The organism is Nonomuraea sp. NPDC050478 (genome assembly GCF_044458265.1).
In the GTDB taxonomy this organism is placed as follows: domain Bacteria; phylum Actinomycetota; class Actinomycetes; order Streptosporangiales; family Streptosporangiaceae; genus Nonomuraea; species Nonomuraea ferruginea.
This window is the reverse complement of sequence record NZ_JBITHT010000003.1, coordinates 239,259-259,304: the sequence shown is the minus strand read 5'-3', so window position 1 is coordinate 259,304 and position 20,046 is coordinate 239,259. Positions and strand designations below refer to the sequence as shown.

At 72.6% G+C, this 20,046-nt stretch carries 20 protein-coding genes and 1 pseudogene; 13 read left to right on the top strand and 8 right to left on the bottom strand.

Translation table 11 applies throughout. The features are described from left to right. Positions 1-2 precede the first annotated feature (2 nt). From ACIBF7_RS15650 to ACIBF7_RS15630, 5 genes are all read left to right on the top strand, one after another. Positions 3-971: an ADP-ribosylglycohydrolase family protein gene (locus ACIBF7_RS15650; RefSeq protein WP_148030726.1), complete on the top strand. Its 969-nt coding sequence runs from the start codon at positions 3-5 to the stop codon at positions 969-971. Continuing rightward, positions 968-2,110 (top strand): ADP-ribosylglycohydrolase family protein, encoded by a 1,143-nt coding sequence (locus ACIBF7_RS15645; protein WP_345482695.1) that lies wholly within the window; start codon positions 968-970, stop codon positions 2,108-2,110. The genes ACIBF7_RS15650 and ACIBF7_RS15645 overlap by 4 nt, the downstream gene beginning before the upstream one ends. Next, positions 2,107-3,435: an ADP-ribosylglycohydrolase family protein gene (locus ACIBF7_RS15640; RefSeq protein ID WP_397197399.1), complete on the top strand. Its 1,329-nt coding sequence runs from the start codon at positions 2,107-2,109 to the stop codon at positions 3,433-3,435. The genes ACIBF7_RS15645 and ACIBF7_RS15640 overlap by 4 nt, the downstream gene beginning before the upstream one ends. Then, on the top strand, positions 3,432-4,328 hold the full coding sequence (gene rbsK, locus ACIBF7_RS15635) for a ribokinase (RefSeq protein WP_397197398.1): 897 nt from the start codon (positions 3,432-3,434) through the stop codon (positions 4,326-4,328). Before ACIBF7_RS15640 ends, rbsK begins: the two co-directional genes overlap by 4 nt. Before the next feature lie 63 nt (positions 4,329-4,391). Next, on the top strand, positions 4,392-4,619 hold the full coding sequence (locus tag ACIBF7_RS15630; protein WP_148030730.1) for a hypothetical protein: 228 nt from the start codon (positions 4,392-4,394) through the stop codon (positions 4,617-4,619). Between the two features lie 181 nt (positions 4,620-4,800). Here ACIBF7_RS15630 and ACIBF7_RS15625 read toward each other — a convergent pair whose 3' ends face one another. From ACIBF7_RS15625 to ACIBF7_RS15605, 5 genes and pseudogenes are all read right to left on the bottom strand, one after another. Further along, positions 4,801-5,058: a hypothetical protein gene (locus ACIBF7_RS15625; RefSeq protein WP_261808458.1), complete on the bottom strand. Its 258-nt coding sequence runs from the start codon at positions 5,056-5,058 to the stop codon at positions 4,801-4,803. A gap of 388 nt (positions 5,059-5,446) precedes the next feature. Further along, a pseudogene (locus ACIBF7_RS15620) lies at positions 5,447-5,515 on the bottom strand (hypothetical protein); the annotation flags it as partial. Positions 5,516-5,982: 467 nt separating this feature from the next. Continuing rightward, positions 5,983-7,623: an OmpA family protein gene (locus tag ACIBF7_RS15615; RefSeq protein ID WP_397197397.1), complete on the bottom strand. Its 1,641-nt coding sequence runs from the start codon at positions 7,621-7,623 to the stop codon at positions 5,983-5,985. 106 nt (positions 7,624-7,729) lie between these two features. Then, positions 7,730-7,864, bottom strand: coding sequence for a hypothetical protein (locus ACIBF7_RS15610; protein ID WP_261808460.1), 135 nt, complete (start codon positions 7,862-7,864; stop codon positions 7,730-7,732). A 138-nt stretch (positions 7,865-8,002) separates the two neighbouring features. Then, positions 8,003-10,123, bottom strand: coding sequence for a hypothetical protein (locus ACIBF7_RS15605; protein WP_397197396.1), 2,121 nt, complete (start codon positions 10,121-10,123; stop codon positions 8,003-8,005). A gap of 168 nt (positions 10,124-10,291) precedes the next feature. Here ACIBF7_RS15605 and bla point away from each other — a divergent pair, with 168 nt between their 5' ends. Next, on the top strand, positions 10,292-11,197 hold the full coding sequence (bla, locus tag ACIBF7_RS15600) for a class A beta-lactamase (RefSeq protein ID WP_397197395.1): 906 nt from the start codon (positions 10,292-10,294) through the stop codon (positions 11,195-11,197). A gap of 124 nt (positions 11,198-11,321) precedes the next feature. Here bla and ACIBF7_RS15595 read toward each other — a convergent pair whose 3' ends face one another. Further along, positions 11,322-11,537 carry a hypothetical protein gene (locus ACIBF7_RS15595; RefSeq protein ID WP_148030734.1) on the bottom strand — a complete coding sequence of 72 codons (216 nt, stop codon included), beginning with the start codon at positions 11,535-11,537 and terminating at the stop codon, positions 11,322-11,324. A gap of 287 nt (positions 11,538-11,824) precedes the next feature. Here ACIBF7_RS15595 and ACIBF7_RS15590 point away from each other — a divergent pair, with 287 nt between their 5' ends. Further along, positions 11,825-12,436, top strand: coding sequence for a hypothetical protein (locus tag ACIBF7_RS15590; protein WP_397197394.1), 612 nt, complete (start codon positions 11,825-11,827; stop codon positions 12,434-12,436). 139 nt (positions 12,437-12,575) lie between these two features. Here the strand turns inward: ACIBF7_RS15590 and pyrF are convergent, their stop codons facing one another. After that, on the bottom strand, positions 12,576-13,382 hold the full coding sequence (pyrF, locus tag ACIBF7_RS15585) for an orotidine-5'-phosphate decarboxylase (RefSeq protein ID WP_148030735.1): 807 nt from the start codon (positions 13,380-13,382) through the stop codon (positions 12,576-12,578). Positions 13,383-13,450: 68 nt separating this feature from the next. Here pyrF and ACIBF7_RS15580 point away from each other — a divergent pair, with 68 nt between their 5' ends. The 6 genes from ACIBF7_RS15580 to ACIBF7_RS15555 all read left to right on the top strand — a co-directional run bounded on the left by ACIBF7_RS15580 (position 13,451) and on the right by ACIBF7_RS15555 (position 19,699). Next, positions 13,451-13,927, top strand: coding sequence for a DUF6968 family protein (locus ACIBF7_RS15580; RefSeq protein WP_397197393.1), 477 nt, complete (start codon positions 13,451-13,453; stop codon positions 13,925-13,927). A gap of 106 nt (positions 13,928-14,033) precedes the next feature. Next, complete coding sequence (locus ACIBF7_RS15575; protein WP_397197392.1) at positions 14,034-15,047, top strand: LacI family DNA-binding transcriptional regulator; 1,014 nt, start codon at positions 14,034-14,036, stop codon at positions 15,045-15,047. A gap of 8 nt (positions 15,048-15,055) precedes the next feature. Further along, positions 15,056-16,660: an FAD-dependent oxidoreductase gene (locus ACIBF7_RS15570; protein ID WP_397197391.1), complete on the top strand. Its 1,605-nt coding sequence runs from the start codon at positions 15,056-15,058 to the stop codon at positions 16,658-16,660. 16 nt (positions 16,661-16,676) lie between these two features. Further along, complete coding sequence (locus tag ACIBF7_RS15565; RefSeq protein ID WP_364232243.1) at positions 16,677-17,936, top strand: sugar ABC transporter substrate-binding protein; 1,260 nt, start codon at positions 16,677-16,679, stop codon at positions 17,934-17,936. Position 17,937: 1 nt separating this feature from the next. Then, positions 17,938-18,879 carry a carbohydrate ABC transporter permease gene (locus tag ACIBF7_RS15560; RefSeq protein ID WP_271279792.1) on the top strand — a complete coding sequence of 314 codons (942 nt, stop codon included), beginning with the start codon at positions 17,938-17,940 and terminating at the stop codon, positions 18,877-18,879. After that, positions 18,869-19,699, top strand: coding sequence for a carbohydrate ABC transporter permease (locus tag ACIBF7_RS15555; RefSeq protein ID WP_397197390.1), 831 nt, complete (start codon positions 18,869-18,871; stop codon positions 19,697-19,699). The genes ACIBF7_RS15560 and ACIBF7_RS15555 overlap by 11 nt, the downstream gene beginning before the upstream one ends. Before the next feature lie 5 nt (positions 19,700-19,704). Here ACIBF7_RS15555 and ACIBF7_RS15550 read toward each other — a convergent pair whose 3' ends face one another. Continuing rightward, a complete protein-coding gene (locus ACIBF7_RS15550; protein WP_246640733.1) occupies positions 19,705-20,043 on the bottom strand; it encodes a helix-turn-helix domain-containing protein in 339 nt (112 codons plus the stop codon). Positions 20,044-20,046 lie beyond the last annotated feature (3 nt).

Below are 20,046 nucleotides of genomic sequence, written 5' to 3'. Positions count from 1 at the left end.
GCATGTCGGGGGACAGGATCGCGGGAGCCGTCATCGGGCTCGCCGTGGGAGACGCCGCGGGCTGGCCCGCGGCCAGGCATCGGGCCGCCCTGCACGCCCCCTGGAGCCGCAGGCTCCACCGGGAGCTGGACGCCTTCGCCGAGGAGCACCGGGTCACCACGCTGCCGGTGCCGTTCGCGCTGAACCAGCCGACCGCGCCGCTGGCCGTCGGCCCGTCCGACGACGCGGAATGGCTCGCCTGGACGCTGCTCACCATGGGCACGCCGCGCGCCGACGCGTTCCGGGCGCTCGTCGGCCGCGACGACATCAGAGCCCGCGTCTCGGTCGCCACCGCCCTGGACAACCTGGCCAGAGGCGTCGAGCCGCCCGCCAGCGGCCACGACAACCCGCACCACTTCGACGACGCCGCCGCCGTGAGAGCCGTCGCCTACGGCCTGCGCGGCGCGGCACCGGACGAGGACGCCCAGGTCACCAACGCCGGAGACGGCCTGCTCGGGGCCCGCGCCGTCGCCGCCGCCGTGGCCGAGGCCGTCGCCACCGGCTCGGCGGCCGAGGCCGTCGGCGCCGCGCTCGCCGTACTGCCGGAGGACACCGCCATCGGGCACAACGCCCGCCTGGCGCTGGCCGCCGCCCGCGCGGCGGGCGACCCGTTCGGCGCGGTGCCCGCGCTGGACGCGGCCCTGCTCGACCATGTCTACAGCTACGGGGTGGGCGCCGCGCTGACCGTGCCCGCCGCGCTCGCCCTGACCGAGGCGTCGGACGGCGAGCTCGGCCGGGCCGTGCCCGCCGCCGCGTGCCTGGCCGCGCTGGCCGACTCGGCCCCCGCGCTCACGGGCGCGCTCACGGGGGCCTGCGGGGGGTACGGTGCGATCCCGGAGGGGTGGATCACACCGGCCCGCACGCTCGCCGGCTGTTGCCTGCCGGAGCTGGCGGGCAAAGATCTCATCGAACTTCTGAAAGGACTCTCATGACGCCGCTTGAAGACAGGGCGACTGGCTGCGTGGCGGGGGCGGCGGTCGGTGACGCGCTGGGCGGCGCGACCGAGGGCTGGACCCCCGAGCAGATCGTGGAACGCTACGGCGGCCGGGTCGAGGGCATCGTGCCGCCGTTCAACGACGACTGGCGCAACGCCCGCCCCATCGCCCCGTACCACAAGGGCGACGGCCACATCACCGACGACACGCTCATGACGCACGCGCTCATCCGCGTGTACGAGAAGGCGCGCGGCCACCTCGACGCGTACGCGATGGCCGAGCACATGGTGCCCGAGCTGATGGCCGAGCGTCAGTGGATCCCCGAGCTGGAGGCCGAGGCGCTGCCGCTGCAGCGGATCTTCCTGGCCGAGAAGTGGATCGTCGCCCGCCTCCACTACGGCCACGCCGACCCGCGCGAGGCCGGCACCGGCAACATCGTCAACTGCGGCGCCGCCATGTACGTGGCCCCCGTCGGCGTCGTCAACGCGGGCGACCCCGACGCCGCCTACGCCGAGGCCGTCGACCTGACCGGCGCGCACCAGTCCAGCTACGGCCGCGAGGCCGCCGGGGTGATGGCGGCGGCGGTGGCCGAGGCGATGCGGCCGGGCGCCACCGCCGACTCGGTCGTCGCCTCCTGTATCCGGCTGGCCAAGGACGGCACCCGCGCCGCCATCGAGGCCGTGTGCGAGACGGCTCGCGGGCTCGGCCACTGGGACGGCTCGTTCGAGGCGCTCCGCGCCGCCGTGCGGCCCTACGACACGGTCGCCGACACCTACCGCGACCAGGGCCTCGGCGCCCGCAGGCCGAGCCGCGTGCACAGCATCGAAGAGCTGCCGCTGGCCCTGGCCTTCCTGGTGATCGCCAAGGGCGACTACCGGGAGACGGTGCTGGGCGGCGTCAACTACGGCCGCGACGCCGACTCCATCGCCTCCATGGGCGGCGCCATCGCGGGCGCGCTGGGCGGCCTCGGCGCGGTCCCGCAGGAGTGGATCGAGCGGGTGGGCATCGCCAGCCGCACCGACCTGGTGGCGCCCGGCCGCGCCCTCGCCGCCGTCGCCCGCCGCGTGCACGCCGGCGACGTGGCCCGGCGCCGCGCCCACGAGGCCGCGTTCGCCGCGCTCCTGGAGGATCGATGATCCGGCTCACCTGGGTCCAGCCCGAGGACCTAGTCGGCCACGAGCTGAGGCAGGCGGCCGAGGACGGCAGGGACGCCACGCTGGTCGCGAAGCGCTGGCACGCCGCCGGCGGGCACGACGCCCCGCCCCGCGCCGGCGCGTCCGAGCCCGGCGCGGGGGCGCTGCGCCCGCTCGCCGAGGAGCTCCTGGACGAGCTGGCCGCCCTCCCTTCGCCGCTCGACGAGCCCGGCGACCTGCTCGCGATCATCGCCGCCTGCCCCGGCTGGCCGCGGCCCGCGCGCGGCGTCGTCGCGGCCCACGACCGGGTGCTGGGCGCCTGGCAGGGCCGCGCCGCCGGGTGCGTGCTCGGCAAGCCGGTCGAGAAGATCCCGCGTACGGGCATCAGGGAGATCGCCGAGGCCACCGGCAACTGGCCGATCCGCGGCTGGTTCACCGCCGAGGGACTGCCGGACGAGGTGGCCGCGCGGTGGCCGTGGAACCGGCGCAGCGCCGTCAACTCCCTGGCCGAGAACATCGACGGCATCCCCGAGGACGACGACCTCAACTACCCGTTGCTCGCCCTGTCCGTGCTCGAACGGCACGGCCGCGGGTTCTCCACCGACGACGTGGCCAGGCTCTGGCTCGACGAGCTGCCCGCCGGGCGCACGTTCACCGCCGAGCGCGTCGCGTACCGCAACCTCCTCGACGGCGTCGAGCCCCCGCGGACCGCCACCCGCCGCAACCCGTTCAGGGAGTGGATCGGCGCGCTGATCAGGGCGGACGTGTACGGGTGGGTCAACCCTGGCGATCCCGGCACCGCCGCCGAGTACGCCTGGCGGGACGCCCGGCTCACCCACACCGCCAACGGCCTCTACGGCGCCATGTTCGCGGCCGCCATGTGCGCCTCCTCGATGGTCGCCGGCTCCGCCGAGGAGGTCGTCGAGGCGGGGCTGTCGGTGGTGCCGCCCCGATCCCGGCTGCACCGGGCGGTCCGGCAGGCGGCCGAGGACGCCGCCCGCGAGGACGACTTCGAGCGCGTCGTCGACCTGCTGCACGAGCGGCACGGCGACCTGCACTGGGTGCACACGATCAGCAACGCCGCCCTCATCGCCGCCGCCCTCGTGCACGGCCGCGGCGACTTCACCGCCACCGTCGCCGGAGCCGTCGCCGGAGGCTGGGACACCGACTCCGCCGGCGCCACCGCGGGCTCCATCGCCGGCGCGCTGAACGGCGGCGTCCCCAGCGAGTGGGCGCTGCGCGACAGCCTGGCCAGCAGCCTGACCGGCTTCGACGGCGTCGGCCTGGAACAGCTGGCCCGCCGCACCCAGGAGTTGATGCACCCGTGATCACCGTCTTCGGCAGCGCCAACATGGACCTGGTCGCCTACGTCGGCCGCGCGCCCAAGCTGGGCGAGACCGTGACCGGGCGCGACTTCCGCACCGTGCCCGGCGGCAAGGGCGCCAACCAGGCCATCGCCGCCGCCCGCGCGGGCGCTCCGGTGACGTTCCTGGGCGCGGTCGGCGAGGACGCCTTCGGGGCCGAGATGCGCGACACCCTCGCCGGGGCGGGCGTCGACGTCGGGCTGCTGCGCCGGGCGCCCGGCGTGAGCGGCATCGCGCACATCGTGGTCGACGACGAGGGCGGCAACTCGATCATCGTCGTCCCCGGCGCGAACGGCACCGTCACCGGCCCCACCGCGGCCGAGCGCGCCGTCATCGCCGCCTCGCGGGCGCTGCTGCTCCAGCTGGAGCTGCCGATGCCGGCCGTCACCGCCGCCGCCCGCGCCGCCCGCGAGGCCGGCGTGCCCGTCATCCTCACCCCCGCCCCCGCCCAGGCGCTGCCCAAGGCCCTGCTGGACGCGGTCACCCTGCTGCTGCCCAACGAGCACGAGGCCGCCGGCATCACCGGCGCCGCCGACCCCGGCGCCGCCCTGGACAAGCTGCTCGAACGGGTCGAGGAGGCGGTCATCACGCTCGGCTCCCAGGGCGCGCTGTACGGGTCGCGCGCGGGGGAGCGGCTCCATGTGCCCGCCGTACCGGTCAAGGCGGTCGACACCACGGCGGCGGGCGACACGTTCGCCGGGGCGCTCGCGGTGGCCCGCGCCGAAGGGCGTCCGGCGGCCGACGCCCTCCGCTTCGCCGCGGCGGCGGCGGCGCTTTCCGTGCGGCGCGAGGGGGCGTCCACCTCGATGCCGCTCCGCGCCGAGATCGACGCCGAGCTCGCCGCCGCGCCCGGCTGACGCCGGCCCCATCGGATCCGGGCCCGCCCGCATCGAACCATGAGGTGAGGGCACGGGGAAGGTATGAGCGAGAACCCCGGCGACACGCCCCCTGCGGCGGACGGCCTCGGCGCGGAGAGCGACGTGGTCGCGGAGCGCTCCGGCGCGAGCACCGAGAAGTCCCGCCGCCCCATCCCCGCGGACCCTCCCGAGGCCCGCGACGAGCCGGAGCGGCCCGACGAGGACCGCCCCGAGGAACGAGACCACGCCGAGGGCGAGGAGGAACGCCCCGACATCGGCCCCACGGGCTGATCGCCGAGGAGGTCTTTCCGATGCCGTAGCCGGTGGACGCGGATGGGCCCGACCTCGACCGTGAACGGGGTCAGGAAGTGGCGCCCAGGCGGCGGGTCACCACGCCCAGGAGCCGCCCCGGGGGCATGGTATCCGGCCTGGCGGCGGCGCAGCCACAGCACGGCCGCGAGCCCCGCCGCGATCATGGCAGCTCTGCGGGCGAGACGTACCCGGCGGCCTGGAGGGCGAACATGCGGGCGTAGGGGCCGTCCGCCCTCATCAGGGAGTCATGGTCACCCTGCTCCGCGATCCGTCCGTCGTCGAGGCCGACGATGAGGTCGGCGCCGAGCCGGTGCGTGATGAGCAGGGTGGTGCCGCCCCGCCGGAGCCGCCGCAGCCGCGTGTGGATGTCGTGCTCGGCCTCGGCGTCCAGCCCGGCGCTCGGCTCGTCGAGGATCATCAGGTCGCGGTCGCGGCGCAGGAAGGCCCGGGCGAGCGCGACCCGCTGCCACTGCCCGCCCTACAGCATGGCCCCAACCTGCGGGTCCTCTTCGGGAAACGTGCCGGCGAAGATACGGGTCAGCAGCGTGTCGTAGCCGTGCGGCAGGCTCACCAGCACGTCGTGCACCCCGGCGCGGCGGGTCGCCTCCTCGATCCTGGCAGGGGAGTTCGCCGCCGACAGGTCGCCGACGGCCAGGTTGTCGGCGGCGCTGAAGTCGTACGCGACGAAGTCCTGGAAGGCGGCGCCGATGCGGGCGCGCAGTTCGGTGGCCGGGACGTCCCGGATGTCCGCTCCGTCCCACAGGATCGCGCCTCGCGCGCAGCGGCTTGACCAGCATGCTCTTGCCGGCTCCGTTGCGCCCGACGAGCGCCGTCGAACAGCCGTGCGGGATGCGCAGGCTGACGCCACGCAGCACCCACGGGTGCTCGTCGCTGTAGCGGAACCAGCCGTCGCGCAGTTCGATGCCGCTCCGAAGCGGCGGCAGGGCGCGAGGCTCGGCCGGCTCCGGCAGGTCGGAGCCGCTCCTGACGATCGCGGTGTAGTGACCGAACAGCAGCAGCCGGTGCGCCGAGGCGGCGGCGGTGACCGAGCCGCCGAGCGAGCCCTGCACGCCCGCGACCGCGGCGATGAAGACGGACACGTCCCCGACGGTGAACCGTCCCTCGGCGGCGCCGGCCAGCAGCCAGACCAGCCCGCCGCCGGAGACGGCCGCGGCCAGCAGGGCGAGCAGCCAGTTCCCTGCGGTCCATCGCGCGGCGGGCGGCGTTCATCCGGCCGCGCGGGAAGGGCCCGAGGCCGAACAGCCGCACCTCCTTGGTCGCTACCCGGAACGCGACAGTTGCGGAGGCACTCGTCGCGTAACGCGCCGCGGCGGCTGGCGGTCTAGATGACCGGCACATCGGCCAGAGGCGGGAACTCCGCTACTCGGACCCGCACGCTCGACGGGTCCCGCGGCAGGCTGATGACGGCCCAGTGCTCCTTGGTCTCCTGCGCTAGGTGGTCGCTCTTGTACTTGGTGGGGGTGCACAGGCAGTAGAGCCGGGAGCCTTGCCGGCCGTAGACGACCGCGGCCCCGTGGAGGGTCTCGCCCCGGGGGTCCACCACGTCGACGTTCGTGGCGCCGCCGATGCCGCCCCTGCCCGGCAGGGCCGTCGGGCGATCGCTGAGGTCGTGCAGCCAGGTCTCCTTGATGCCGTTGTTGGTGGTCCTGAAAACCATGAGGCCGATCCCCTCGCCGATGACGCGGATGGGGTCGACCTCGACCGTGAAGGGTTGTCCCTTGACGTTCGTGCTGCTGCTACCGCCGGGACGCCCCGACTCGACAGGGCTCGGCGTGCTGCTCGGGGAAGGCGCGGGCAGTGTCCCCGGCCGGTCGAAACTGACCGTTACCCGGCGGTTCTTGCGCCGGCCGTCCGCGTCGGCGTTGGAGTACAGCGGCTGGGCGGAACCGTGGCCCCGCGCACGGAACGTCACCCCTTCCCGGGTGACCAGCGATGCGAGATCCTTGCGCACGGTGTCGGCCCTGCGTTCGGAGAGCGGCTGGTTGATGGCGTCGGTGCCGGTCGAGTCCGCGTGGCCGTCGATCGCGACCTCGGCGGCATCCGACTCGTCGATCTGGCCCGCGGTGCGTTCGAGCATGTGGCGCGCGCCCGCGGACAGGTCCGCCTTGTTCACCTTGAAGAGCACGTCGGAGGAGAGGTTGATGCGTACCCGCCGATCGTCCGTGGTCGTCTCCATGCTGTTGTCCAGGCTGGCCGAGGGCAGTTCCACCGGATAGGAGAGCGGCGTGAGCTGGGCTGTTGCCGGGTCCGGGATCTGCTGGTTGGGCGGCGGCTGCGGTGGTTCGTCGCTGATGGGGACGTTGACGAAGGGCGGGGCGAACGGGGTGTACACGGTCGCCGAGGTGGCGCCCCCAGAGGGCGCGGGCACCAGCGCGAAGAAGGTGCGTGGCTTGCCCGGTTCGAGCCACGGCCTCTCGAAGTCGTCCTCCACGGTGCAGGCGCAGCCACCGTCAGGCGTGGTCGACGGCATGAGCAGGCGGCCGGCGGCGGCGTCGATGATGCCGAGGCCGGATGCCATGTCGTCCTTGTCGCGCCCGCTTGCCATGCGGTCCTCGACGTGGTGCCACACGTACATGGAGCGTTCGCCCGTTTCGGTGAGACGTACCTGGACCGCGACATGGTCGCCGATCCGGTTGAGTCCGACGAGGTCGGCCCGGACGGTGCGTTTGCCGTGGTCCGCGTGGGTGGCGAGGGCGCCGGCGAGGGGTCGGCGGGCGTCGGAGTGCGGATCGCTGTAGGAGGGGCTCGTGGAAGCGGCAGGGGGGGCTGTGCCTTGCGAGGGCTGGGGCGTGTCGGGCTCAGCCGGAGCGGGCGCCGACGCGTCCGCGGCCGGAGAGGCGGCGCGATCCGGCTGGGGCAGCACACCGCAGGACGTCAACACGGCCAGGGCGCACGCGGCGGCGGTGAGTCTCAGCGGACGTGACTTCCCACGGACATCATGGGCCACAGGGGTGTCAGTCATCGGGGAACTCTATAGAAGAGGATCTCTGAAAAGCGGCCAGTTCGCCGCAATTGCCGGCGAGCGTCCGTACGGCATGGCCTGGCCGATGGTGAGCAGGTAACCAGGGTCAGCGCGACAGGTGCAGGAGGCACTCGTCGCGGTAACGCTCCGCGCGCGCCCGCAACCCCGACTGGTCCGCCAGCAAGGACCGGGACACCGAGGGCAGCACCGCGTGCCGCGCGGCGGCGAACACCCGCCCCACGTCGGCCGGCGTCGTTCCCTGGGCGCCCAGCCCCGGCGCCAGGATCGGGCCGTTGAGGCCGAGCGGGTCGCGCCCGGCGTTCGCGGCCCGTACCCCCTCGTAGATCTCCCCGGCATCGGCCTCGTCGGCTGATGCCGGTCAGTCGGTGAGGTTGAGTGGTGTGGTGATGACCAGCTCCCAGCCGGGTTCCGGGGCGGCGTCGTAGTCCAGCCACACGATCACCGGTCTGCCCCTGTCGTCCAGGGTCATCGCGAGGGTTTCGCCGGCGCCGCCGCGGATCCTGGCCACCGGAGTGCTCGTGCAACGGCCTCCGGTGCACGTCGCCAGCATGATCCGGGTCCCCTCGGCGTTCTGGAAGGCGACCAGGAGTCGGCCCGCCCGGTCCAGGATTAGCGCCGGGGTGGCCAGGTCCGTGTCGCCGGCGTCCAGGGTGACGACGTCCGCCCGCGCGCAGTCCGGGGTGCGGCAGTCCAGCAGCTTGGCCGCACGGTCGCGTACGTCCCGGTACGCGATCACCGGGCGGCCGTCCGCCCGCACCGCCAGCGTGAGCCCGGTCTCCTGGCGCAGCCCCGCGTCCTCCCGCGCCGGATACGGCGGCACCGGCCTGGTCACGCGCGGTCGCCGGCAGCCCGCGTCCGCGCACGAGATGACGTGGATCTGGCCGGTGACGACGTCGAACCGGGCGGCCACCGGCCGGTCATCGGGCCCCGCCGCGACCGCCAGGACGGGCGGGCCGTGCAGATACGCGGCCGGGGCCAGCCGCGCGGCCTCGCTCGGCTCCGGCCGGGAACAGGCCGCGTCCGCACAGGAGACGAGGGTGACGAGGTCGTCGCCGTCGTCCGCCCGCTCCCTGTCGGCGAAGGCCACGACCAGCCCGCCGTCCCGTCGTACCGCCATCGCCACCCCCGCGTGGAACGGCCGGTCGCGCGCCTCCGCGACGGCCGCCCCGCCGGGGGCCGCCGCGCAGGCGAAGGTCCCGCAGTGTGACACCCTGAGCCGCGGCCCCGACCAGGTGGTCACCGCCATCCTGCCGTCCGGCAGCCGCGCGGCGGCGTACCCGTTCCTCGCCTTGTCGGAGAGAGCCGCCACGTCGTCCGCCCAGGCGAGGCCGGCCCGTTCGCAGGAGGGATCGCCGCACGTCAGCACGCCCGCGGCGGTGTACAAGCCGTCCACCACCACCTTCAGCTCGCCGTCGTGACCGGCGTGCGCGCTCCGCAGCTCCCACGGCCGGAACGACGGCAGGCGGGAGAGCGCCCCGGCCCCCGATCCCAGGGCCACGGAATCCTCGCCTCCGGACACCACCGTCTCGGTGACCTCCGTCCACCCGAACGGGTTGACCAGCACGATCCCGCCGAACAGCAGCCCCGGCGCCAGCACCACCGGCCACAGCGCCGCCCTGACCGGCCGCGCCGTCCCGGCCGGCACGCCGTGCTCCAGATCCTCGTCATGCGTCTCGGTACGCCAGGCCACGCAGTGCAGGAACTGCCGCGCCACCACGGCCGCCTGGACCGGCGTCACGGCCAGCGCCAGGACCGTCCCGGCCACCGCCCACCCCGCCGTGGACAGCGGCCCCGGCAGCGGCGCCAGGGCATGTTCCGCCGCCCGCGCCACCGCCACGGGCACCACGACCATCCCGAGAGCCAGCGTGCAGGCCGTCGGCAGTTCCCGGTAGCGGACCAACCGGTAGGCGCGGACGACCGCGCCCGTCGCCGTGCACCCGTGCAGCATGACCGACGGCACGGCCAGCAGACCGGGCATCGCCACCAGCCCCAGCACCGCCATGACCACGGTGGCCGGCCATTCCCGGCCGGTCACCACCAGCACGCCGAACCCGGCGGCCGTGATCGCCGCGTACGCCACCGAGGCCAGCACGACCAGGAGGAGCATGGCGGGGAACCGCCGCGCGGCCATCCGCAGCGCCACCACCGGCGGAACCCGGCGGCCCACCAGCCACCCGGCCGCGAGCACCACCGTCGCCGGGAACACCACCGCCTGCGCGAGCACCACCAGCGCGGCCAGTGTCACCGTCCAGGCCAGCAGTTCCCCGCCGGACGCCCCGATCAGGTCCAGCCGCCCGTCGACCACCGCCGCCGACCCGCCCGCCCACACCACCATCACCAGCAGGACGAACCCGGACAGAGGCGCATGCACGAGCGCGCCGGGCACCGCGAGCGGCACCAGCCGCCGTACCCCGTCCAGAGAGCCCCGCCACAGCACCCCGGAGCCGCGCATCCGCTCCACCAGCTCGATGCGTGTCATGGGGGAACGGTGACAGAGGGCAGCCTCCGTCCACGTCTCATGTGTCGCGAACGGTCTGATTTCGCTCGGCAGCCCGCCCTGTACAGGCGACGATATCCACACCGTTATGAAAGCCGGTCGAATATCACTATTGGACGGACCCGGCCGGTTTCTGATCTTCTTCTCGGCATGACACGACTGCGACTCGGGGTCCTGACATCGGCCATCGCCGTGCTGCTGGGCGGTCTCGCGCCCGGGGCGGGCGCCGCCACCGGCTCCGAACTGGACAAGACGCTGCGGGAACTGGAGAAGACCTACGACGGGCGTATCGGCGCGGTCGGCATCGACCTGGCGACCGGCAGGACAGTCGGCTACCGGGCCGGCGAGCGCTTCCCGTTCAACTCCAGCTTCAAGGTGTTCGCGTGCGCGGCCGTGCTGCACAAGGCGCGCACCAGCGCCCCCGGGCTGATGGACAAGGTGATCCGCTGGAAGCCCGCCGACATGGCCGAGCTGACCGGGAACTCCCCGGAGACCACCGAATACACCGACACCGGGATGACACCGGCGCAGCTGTGCCGCGCCGGGATCACCAAATCGGACGGCTTCGCGGGCAACACCCTGCTGAAGCAGATCGGCGGGCCGCCCGGCCTCACCCGGTTCTTCCGCGCCACCGGTGACCAGACCAGCCGCCTGGACCGTACGGAGCCCACGCTCACCCACTGGGCGCCCGGCGAGAAGCGCGACACCACCACCCCCGCGGCGGCCGCCCGGACCTTCGCCGAGCTGACCACCGGCAAGACCCTCCACGCCCAGGACCGGGCGCGGCTGGTCGGCTGGCTGAAGGCCAGTCTCACCGGGGCCAACCGGATCAAGGCGGGACTTCCCAAGGACTGGACGGTCGGCGACAAGACCGGCACCGGCGGCGCGAGCAACCACGGCACGGCCAACGACGTCGCGATCGTCTGGACCCCCGGATCGAGCGCGCCGATCATCCTTTCGGTCTTCACCAACCGCAACGACGACGACACTCCGCACGACGACAAGGTGATCGCCTCCGCCGCGACCGCCCTGGCCAAGGCCCTCGGCAAGCTGTAACAGCCACCGGGCAGTCGCGACGCCGTCCCTGTCAGGGGGGCACAGTCCGTGCGGCAGCCCTTCGGAGAGACGTACGCGGGACAGCCGGTCACGCGCAGCCGGGGCGGGAACGCGCCGGGCGTGCTCACAATGCCCGCTCCGCCGCCTCCTGCTGCCGCAACAGCTCGGCGAGCTGGGCGACGTCGTCAGCGTCGATCGTCTGGCAGAGACCGTGTCGGATCTCGTGCTGCGACAGGCGTCGGCCGTTCCGGGTCGCCCACAGGCGTCCTGCGGAACTGCGCCACATGCACCAATCAGGAAAAGTCACCTGGAGGTCTTCGAGAATTACCGGTGTGGACATGCGGTAAGACTGCTTACTCAAGAGTGACGAATCCACCACGTTATTCAGACGTCCGGGATGTGATGGCGTTACGCTCAGAACGTCCCTGGCGTCCTCCAGTCCGAGGTGTATCGTGACCAACGTCTCTCTACGCGCCGCCATGCTGAACGCCCAGGTCGCGAACCAGAGCTTGGCCGACCGGTGGAGTTGACGTCAAGACGGTCGAACGCTGGTTGCAGGACGAAGCTCGTATCCCGCACCTGCGGCACCGGTGGGCCGCCGCAGAGGCACTAGGAGTTGAGGCAGCCGTGCTATGGCCAGACGCAATCCGCAACACGGTGAAAACGGGGCCGGACAAAGAAGTCTTGTCAGTTTATCCGTATCGCTCTGCATGCCCGAAATCGATTTGGCGCAATCTCATCAACGCGGCACGCAACGAGATCGTGTTCGCCGGTTACACGAATTACTTCCTGTGGCTGGAACATCCCAACCTGGCGAAGGCGCTCAAGCGGAAGGCTCAACAGGGCTGCAAGATCCGCTTCCTCGTCGGCGACCCGGAGAGTGACGTCACACGGAGCCGTGAGGAAGCGGAGAACGTCCCCTTGACCGTGTCCACACGCATCCGGATCACGCTGTCGGAGATCGAGCGGCTACGCGACGTCCCTGGGATCGAGGCCAGGTACGGCGACGAGCACATCGCCATGAGCGTGTTCCGGTTCGACTCCGAGATGCTTGTGACGCCTCACCTGGCCAAGCTGGTCGGACACGACTCGCCCATGCTGCACCTGAGGCGTCATCAGGACGACGGCCTGTTCGATCGGTTCGCCTTTCACGCCTCGGACCTGTGGAGCAGCGGCAGGGACGTGTGGCAGCAGCCCCGGACGCCGGGTCAGCCCGGACGGGACCGGGTCCAGGAATGATCGGGGATCGTCTCACCGGGGGCGACAGCCGCCGGGCGGAGCCCGGCACGGCAGGACGTCCGAGCGTCAGCGAGGGCTTTTGTGGACGGGTGGGCTGACGGGGGCAAGGGGCGGGCGTGTGGGAAAGCGACGGGTGGTGTCAGGGGCTCAGGTGGTGGGCGCACTCGTCGCGGTAGCGTTCCGTACGGGCTCGTAGGCCGGTCTGGTCCGCCAGCAGGGACCGGGAGGCAGACGGAAGCACCGCGTGCCGTACGGTCGCGAACAAGCGTCCGACGTCGGCCGGAGTCGCTCCCTGGGCGCCCAGCCCCGGCGCCAGGATCGGGCCGTTGAGGCGGTCGAGCGGGTAGCCGGGGTCGGTGACCGTCGCGCCCACCACCACGCCCACCGAGCCGAGCGGGTCGCGACCGGCGTTCGCGGCCCGTACCCCCTCGTAGATCTCCCCGGCCACCGCCTCCTGCAGGCGCGCGCCCTCGGGGTTGGAGGTGCGGGCGAGGACGAACACGCCCGCGTCGGCGGCCAGCGCCGAGGTGATCGCGCCCGCCAGGCTGCCGAACCCGAGATAGGGGCTGAGCGTGACCGCGTCGGCCGCCAGCGGGCTGCCCCGGTCGAGGTAGGCCTCGGCGTAGGCGGCCATCGTGGCGCCGACGTCGCCGCGTTTGACGTCGAGCAGCACCAGCGGGCCGGCGTCGCGCAGGTCGGCGACGGTGCGCTCCAGCACCGCGACGCCCCGGCTGCCCCAGCGTTCGTAGAAGGCCGACTGCGGCTTGACCACGGCGGCCAGGTCGCTCACCGCGTCGACCACACCCCGGCTGAAGTGCTCCAGACCGGCGGGGGAGTCGTCCAGCCCCCACGCGTGCAGCAGCTCGGGACTGGGGTCCAGCCCCACGCAGAGCGGTCCGTACTTGTCGATCCTGGCTCGTAACCGTGTTCCGAACGACTCGGTCATCACACGCCCCCTTCGTGAAGTCGCATGGGCAGTCTTCCCGAGCGGGCGCTCCGGGTAAAGCGACGAACATGTACGAGATCGCTCGCCGCACGCTGACGTTGCGCACCGAGCCCCCTCGGGAGGTGGTCGCCGCCATCGGCATGCCGTACGCGGAGCCCGGGGGAGACTGGTCCTGCCCGTACCGGATCGACGGGCTGGCCGGCTGGGAGCACGAGCGGAAGGCCACGGGCGCCGGATCCATGCAGGCAGTGGAGCTGGCGATGGCGATGGTGCGGGCGGCGCTGGCTGGCTCGCACGAATCCAGGGAGGGCCTGCTCGCCTCGGAGGAGGAGCCGGGCGGCAGACGCCCCTGCACCGTCTACACCAGCTGGGACCGCTACCACAACATCGCCTATATATCGATGAAGCATGAGATCGTGGCGGGCGAGGCGGCGCGGCAGGTGGTCGCCGACGGCGTGGTGCTCGACTTCGGCGGCGGCGGCGAACTATTGGGCGTGGAGCTGTCCGACGCCGAGACCCTGATGCCGGCGCAGATGCGGCTGTAGGTCGGCACCGCACTCTAGCTAATACGAATTAGTCCTTGACCGCGCAGTATGCGCGGTCGCACAATGTCGCACTAATGCGCATTAGCAACGGAACGGGTGACGGACTGTGACGAGTTCGGGGCGGCGTCTGACGCAGCAGGACATCGCGCGGATGGCCGGGGTGAGCCAGACCACGGTGTCCCTGGTGCTCAACGGAAAGGCCGAGAGCGAGGTGCGGATCTCGCCCGAGACCCGCGACCGGGTGCTCCAGGTGATCCGCGACACCGGCTACGTGGCCGACCCGGCGGCGCGCCGGCTGGCCGAGCGGCGCAACCGCATCTACGGCGTGTTCACCTACGAGGCGGTCTTCCCCGCCGAGAGCGCCGACTTCTACCACCCGTTCCTGGTCGGCATCGAGGAGTGCGCCGAGGAGGCGGGCTGCGACCTGCTGCTGTTCACCAGCGCCAAGGCGGCGCCGGGGGAGCGGCGGCGGATCTTCAGCGCGGAGAGCCGGATCCGGCTGGCCGACGGCTGCGTGCTGCTCGGCCGCACCGTCGACCGCGACGACCTGGCCAGGCTGCTGGCCGAGCGCATCCCGTTCGTCTCGGTCGGCCGCCGCGACGACGCGGGCGGGCCCGTGCCGTACGTGGGCGCCGACTATCCGCCGGCGGTGCGCGCGCTGGTCGCGCGCGCGGCCGCCCTCGGGCACCGGCGGATGGCCTACGTCGGCGTGGGCCGGGGCGCGGAGTCGTACGCCGACCGGCTGCGCGGCTTCACCGCGGGCGTCGCGGAGACCGGCGCGGAGGGCCTGCACTTGACCACCACCGCCGGGCTGTTCGAGTCCGCCGCGACCGTGGTGTTCGCCGAGGAGCTGGCCGACGGCGCGGCCATCGCCGAAGCGGCCCTGGCCCGGGGCCTGGACGTGCCGCGCGACCTGTCGATCGTCGCGCTCGGCGCGCCCACCAGGCCGGTCTCCACCGACATCGACTTCACCGGGTTCCGCATCCCCCGGCGCGAGATGGGCCGCAGGGCCGTCGAGCTGCTCACCCGGGTGCTGGAACGCGGCGGCAACCCGCAGGAACTGCTGGCGTGCGAGCTCGTCGACGGATCGACGCTGGCGCCCGTCCCCGACGAAAGGTGATCCCCCACGTGGTTGAGATATCGGCAGACGCGCTCGTCGTGGGCGGCGGGCTGGGCGGCGTGGCCGCCGCCCTCGCCCTGCTGCGGGCGGGCCGCTCGGTGGTGCTCACCGAGGAGTACGACTGGCTTGGCGGCCAGCTCACCAGCCAGGCGGTGCCGCCGGACGAGCACACCTGGGTGGAGAGGTTCGGCGTCACCGCCAGCTACCGGGCGCTGCGCGACGGCATCCGCCGCTACTACCGCGACCACTACCCGCTGACCGAGCGGGCGCGGGCGTGGGGCGAGCTGAACCCCGGCGCCGGCCACGTCAGCAGGCTCTGCCACGAGCCCAGGGTCGCGGTCGCGGTCATCGAGGCCATGCTCGCCCCGTACCGCGGGTCGGGCAGGCTGCGCGTGCTGCAGCCGTACCGCCCGGTGGCGGCCGAGACCGACGGCGACCGCGTGACGGCGGTGCGGCTCGCGCACCGCGACGGCGGCGGCGAGATCACCGCGACCGCCGCGTACGTGCTGGACGCCACCGAGACCGGCGAGCTGCTGCCGCTGGCCGGGGTCGAGTACGTCACCGGGTTCGAGTCGCAGGCCGAGACGGGCGAGCCGAGCGCGCCGCAGGAGGCCCAGCCGCTCAACATGCAGGCCGTGTCCGTGTGCTTCGCGATGGACCACGTGGACGGCGACCACACCGTCGACAGGCCGGCCTCGTACGACTTCTGGCGGTCCTACCAGCCGCCGTTCTGGGGCGGCAAGCTGCTGTCGTGGCGCTGCCCCAGCCCGCGCACGCTGGAGATCGTGGAGCGTTCCTTCACCCCCAACCCCGGCGACGACCCCCGGCTGGTGGAGGCCGACCAGCGGGTCAACCCCGGCGACGCCAACCTGTGGACCTTCCGCAGGATCGCCGCCCGCGACAACTTCCTGCCCGGCGCGTACGAGAGCGACATCACGCTGGTCAACTGGCCGATGATCGACTATCTCGAAGGCCCCGTCATCGACGTGCCGGACGCCGGCCGGCACCTGGCGGCGGCCCGCGAGCTGTCCCTGTCGGTGCTCTACTGGCTGCAGACGGAGGCGCCCCGCCACGACGGCGGCACCGGCTACCCCGGCCTGCGCCCGCGCGGCGACGTGACCGGCGGCGCCGACGGCCTGGCCATGGCCCCCTACATCCGCGAGTCCCGGCGCATCCGGGCCCTCACCACCGTCACCGAGCAGGACCTGTCCGCGGCGGTGCGCGGCGACAAGGGCGCCGTCTCCTACCCCGACTCTGTGGGCGTCGGCATGTACCGCATCGACCTGCACCCCTCGACCGGCGGCGACAACTACATCGACGTCGCCTGCTCCCCGTTCGAGATCCCCCTCGGCGCGCTCATCCCGCGGCGGACGGTCAACCTGCTGCCCGCCTGCAAGAACATCGGCACCACGCACATCACCAACGGCGCCTACCGCCTGCACCCGGTGGAGTGGAACGTCGGCGAGGCCGCCGGCGCGCTCGCCGCGTTCTGCCTGGACCACGCCACCACCCCGCACGCCGTGCGGGAGGACGAGCGGCTCCTGGCCGACTACCAGCACCGCCTCACCCGCGACGGGGTGGAGCTGCGCTGGCCCGACGTCACCGGATACTGACGAAGGAGAACCCCCCATGAAGACGAAGCTGGCCGCCCTCACGCTGAGCGCCCTGCTCACGGTCACCGCCTGCGGCGGCGGAGGCGGCGACGCGCCGGCCGCGCAGGGCCCGCAGCCGCTCCGGATGACGATCTGGACCTCGAACGAGGCCCACCTCAAGCTGTTCAAGGAGATCGCCGACGACTACCGCAAGACCCGCCCGGAGACCGGCGAGATCACCTTCGACCCGCTGCCGTTCGAGAACTACACGACCACGCTCACCACCCAGATCGCCGGCGGCAACCCGCCCGACCTGGCCTGGATCCTGGAGAACTCGGCCCCCGACTTCGTCGGCTCCGGCGCGCTCGTCCCGCTCAAGAGCAAGATCCAGAATCCGGGCGAGCTGGTCCCCGCCGCGACCAAGCTGTGGGAGAAGGACGGCGAGCTGTTCGCCTACCCGTTCTCCACCTCGCCGTTCGGCGTGTTCGTCAACACCGACCTGGTCAAGGCCGCGGGCCAGAAGACGCCCCAGGAGCTGATCAAGGCGGGCCAGTGGGACTGGGAGCACGCCAACGAGATCAACAAGGCGGTGGCCGCCAAGGGCAAGCACGGCCTGACCATCTGGGACTTCGACTACAAGGGCTGGGACAACCTGGCCACCATCTGGCGCGGCTGGGGCGCCACCGCCTACAGCGAGGACGGCACCGCCTGCCGGTTCAACAGCCCCGAGATGGTCGAGGCGATGACATTCCTGCACACGATGATCTTCAAGGACAAGGCCATGCCCGCCCCCGGCACCGTCGCCGACTTCTTCGCCGGCGACGCCGCCATGGTCGTCGCGCAGATCTCGCGCGCCGCCATGCTGGAGGACGGCGAGTTCGGCTGGGACCTGGTGCCGCTGCCCGCGGGGCCCAAGGGTGAGTACGCGGTCATCGGGCAGGCCGGGATCGGCGTGCTGAAGAAGTCGCCCAACGCCGAAGCGGCCGCCGACTTCCTCGCCTTCTTCACCGACGAGGCGAACTCCGCCAAGCTCGCCGCCTACTTCCCGCCCGCCCGCGACTCCCTGCTCACCGCCGAGACCATGGCCAAGACCAGCCCGCTGCTCAAGCCCGAGCAGCTCCAGGAGGTCGTGATCGACGGCATCGAGACCGGCGTCGTCAAGCCGAGCCACACCGGCCAGGCCGAGCTGGCGCAGACCGTCCGGGCCTCGCTCGACGCGCTGTGGGTGGCCGACGCCGACGTCAAGACCGTGCTGGACGGCGTGTGCGCGAAGATCCAGCCCATGCTCGGCGCGTGACATGACCGCGACGGACATCGGCGACCGGGTGGCGGGTCGCGCCGCCGCCCGGCGCCGCCCCTTCTGGACCATCCCGCGCCGCGACGCCCTCGTCGGCTACCTGCTCGTCTCGCCGCAGCTCGCCGGCAGTGTCCTGTTCGTGCTGCTGCCGCTCGGCCTCGTCGTCTGGTACAGCCTCCAGGAGTGGAACGTGCTGGCAGGGACGTTCGAGTTCGTCGGCGGCCGGAACTACGAGAAGCTGCTCGCCGACCCCAACATGGGCGCGGTCCTGACCAGCACCGCGCTGTTCTCAGTAGGCCTGGTCGTGCTCAACCTCGCCCTCGCGCTCACCCTGGCCATCCTGCTCAACCAGAAGCTCGCCGGCACCACGTTCTTCCGCACCCTGTTCTTCTCGCCGGTGCTGGTGTCGCTGGTCGCCTGGACCATCGTCTGGCAGTTCCTGCTCCAGGGCGAGGGCGGCGTCAACGGGCTGCTCGCCGTCGCCGGCGTCGACGGGCCCAACTGGCTGCGCGGCGAGGGCACCGCGCTGCTGTCGGTCGTCGTCGTCCAGGTGATCAAGAACGTCGGCCTCAACATGGTGCTCTTCCTGGCCGCGCTGCAGGGCGTGCCCCGGCAGCTCTACGAGGCCGCGCACCTCGACGGGGCCGGCGCGTGGACCCGCTTCCGCCGCGTCACGGTGCCGCTGATCAGCCCCACCATCCTGCTCACCTCGATCATCACCGTGGTCGGGTCGCTGCAGGTGTTCGCCCAGATCGCGGTGCTCACCCAGGGCGGGCCCGGCATGTCGACCACGGTCCTCGTCTACTACCTCTACCAGCAGGCCTTCCAGTTCCGGCACTTCGGGTACGGGGCGACGCTGTCGGTCCTGCTGTTCCTGATCGTCGCCGTGCTGACGCTGGTGCAGTGGCGGATGCGCCGGAAGTGGGTCTTCCATGAGTCGTAGGGTCAAGCTCGCGTTGTACGGGGCGCTGTGCGCGCTGTGCGTGCCGTTCGTCTTCCCGACCTGGTGGATGGTCACCTCGTCGGTCAAGCCGATCAGCGACATCTTCTCCTTCCCGCCGTCGCCGCTGCCCGGCCGGTGGGACTTCTCCTCGTACGGACGGGTGTTCGAGCTGCAGCCGTTCGCCCAGCAGTACTGGAACAGCCTCTACATCGCGGCCGTCGTCACCGTGGGCACGATGGCGGTCGCCGCCATGGCCGGCTACGCCTTCGCCCGCATCCGCTTCCCCGGGCAGAACGCGCTGTTCGTGGTCGTGCTCGTCGGGCTGCTCATCCCGAGCGAGGTGACGATCGTCCCGTTGTTCCAGATGTTCCACACCGCCGGTCTGACCGACACGCACTGGCCGCTGATCCTGGTGCCCATCCTGGGCGCGCCGAGCGTGCTGGCCACGTTCATCATGCGGCAGTTCTTCATCGCGCTGCCCGGCGAGCTGGAGGAGGCGGCCCGCGTCGACGGGCTCGGCCGGTTCGGCACCTTCGCCAGGGTCGCGCTGCCGCTGGCCCGGCCCGCGCTCGGCGCCGTCGCCATCTTCACCTTCCTGCACTCGTGGAACCTCTACCTCGAACCCATCGTCTACCTGTCCACGCCCGCCAACTTCACGCTCCCGCAGGCGCTCACCCAGTTCGTCGACGCCTACGGCGGGCCCATGTGGAACGTGCAGCTCGCCGCGGCCAGCATGACGGCGCTGCCCGTCCTGGTGGTGTTCGTGCTGGCGCAGCGCCAGTTCATCGAAGGACTGGCGCACACCGGGCTGAAAGGCTGACCACGTCACGCGCCCGCCCTGTCCTGCGCCGCCATCACCTCCTCGGCATGCTCGAACGCCCACGCGCCGAGCGCGCCGATCGGCTCCACGAGGCTCCGGCCCAGGTCCGTCAGCTCGTACTCGACGCGGGGCGGCGCCTCGGCGTAGGCCCGGCGGTGGACCAGGCCGTTGAACTCCAGGCGGCGCAGCGTCTCGGTGAGCACCTTCTGGCTGATGCCGCCGATCTGGACGCGCAGGTCGGCCGGGCGGCGGGGGCCGTGGCGCAGCGACCACAGGACGACCGCGTTCCAGGTGTTGGCCAGCAGGTCGAACGCGAGCCTGGCCTGGCAGTCGGCGAGGAACAACGC

Excerpts from the sequence above, each read along its gene's own strand:
- ACIBF7_RS15650 (WP_148030726.1), top strand. The coding sequence starts at position 3 with ATGTCGGGGGACAGGATCGCGGGAGCCGTCATCGGGCTCGCCGTGGGA.
- ACIBF7_RS15645 (WP_345482695.1), top strand. The coding sequence starts at position 968 with ATGACGCCGCTTGAAGACAGGGCGACTGGCTGCGTGGCGGGGGCGGCG.
- ACIBF7_RS15640 (WP_397197399.1), top strand. The coding sequence starts at position 2,107 with ATGATCCGGCTCACCTGGGTCCAGCCCGAGGACCTAGTCGGCCACGAG.
- ACIBF7_RS15630 (WP_148030730.1), top strand. The coding sequence starts at position 4,392 with ATGAGCGAGAACCCCGGCGACACGCCCCCTGCGGCGGACGGCCTCGGC.
- ACIBF7_RS15625 (WP_261808458.1), bottom strand. The coding sequence starts at position 5,058 with ATGATCCTCGACGAGCCGAGCGCCGGGCTGGACGCCGAGGCCGAGCAC.
- ACIBF7_RS15615 (WP_397197397.1), bottom strand. The coding sequence starts at position 7,623 with ATGACTGACACCCCTGTGGCCCATGATGTCCGTGGGAAGTCACGTCCG.
- ACIBF7_RS15605 (WP_397197396.1), bottom strand. The coding sequence starts at position 10,123 with ATGACACGCATCGAGCTGGTGGAGCGGATGCGCGGCTCCGGGGTGCTG.
- bla (WP_397197395.1), top strand. The coding sequence starts at position 10,292 with ATGACACGACTGCGACTCGGGGTCCTGACATCGGCCATCGCCGTGCTG.
- ACIBF7_RS15595 (WP_148030734.1), bottom strand. The coding sequence starts at position 11,537 with ATGTCCACACCGGTAATTCTCGAAGACCTCCAGGTGACTTTTCCTGAT.
- pyrF (WP_148030735.1), bottom strand. The coding sequence starts at position 13,382 with ATGACCGAGTCGTTCGGAACACGGTTACGAGCCAGGATCGACAAGTAC.
- ACIBF7_RS15580 (WP_397197393.1), top strand. The coding sequence starts at position 13,451 with ATGTACGAGATCGCTCGCCGCACGCTGACGTTGCGCACCGAGCCCCCT.
- ACIBF7_RS15565 (WP_364232243.1), top strand. The coding sequence starts at position 16,677 with ATGAAGACGAAGCTGGCCGCCCTCACGCTGAGCGCCCTGCTCACGGTC.
- ACIBF7_RS15560 (WP_271279792.1), top strand. The coding sequence starts at position 17,938 with ATGACCGCGACGGACATCGGCGACCGGGTGGCGGGTCGCGCCGCCGCC.
- ACIBF7_RS15555 (WP_397197390.1), top strand. The coding sequence starts at position 18,869 with ATGAGTCGTAGGGTCAAGCTCGCGTTGTACGGGGCGCTGTGCGCGCTG.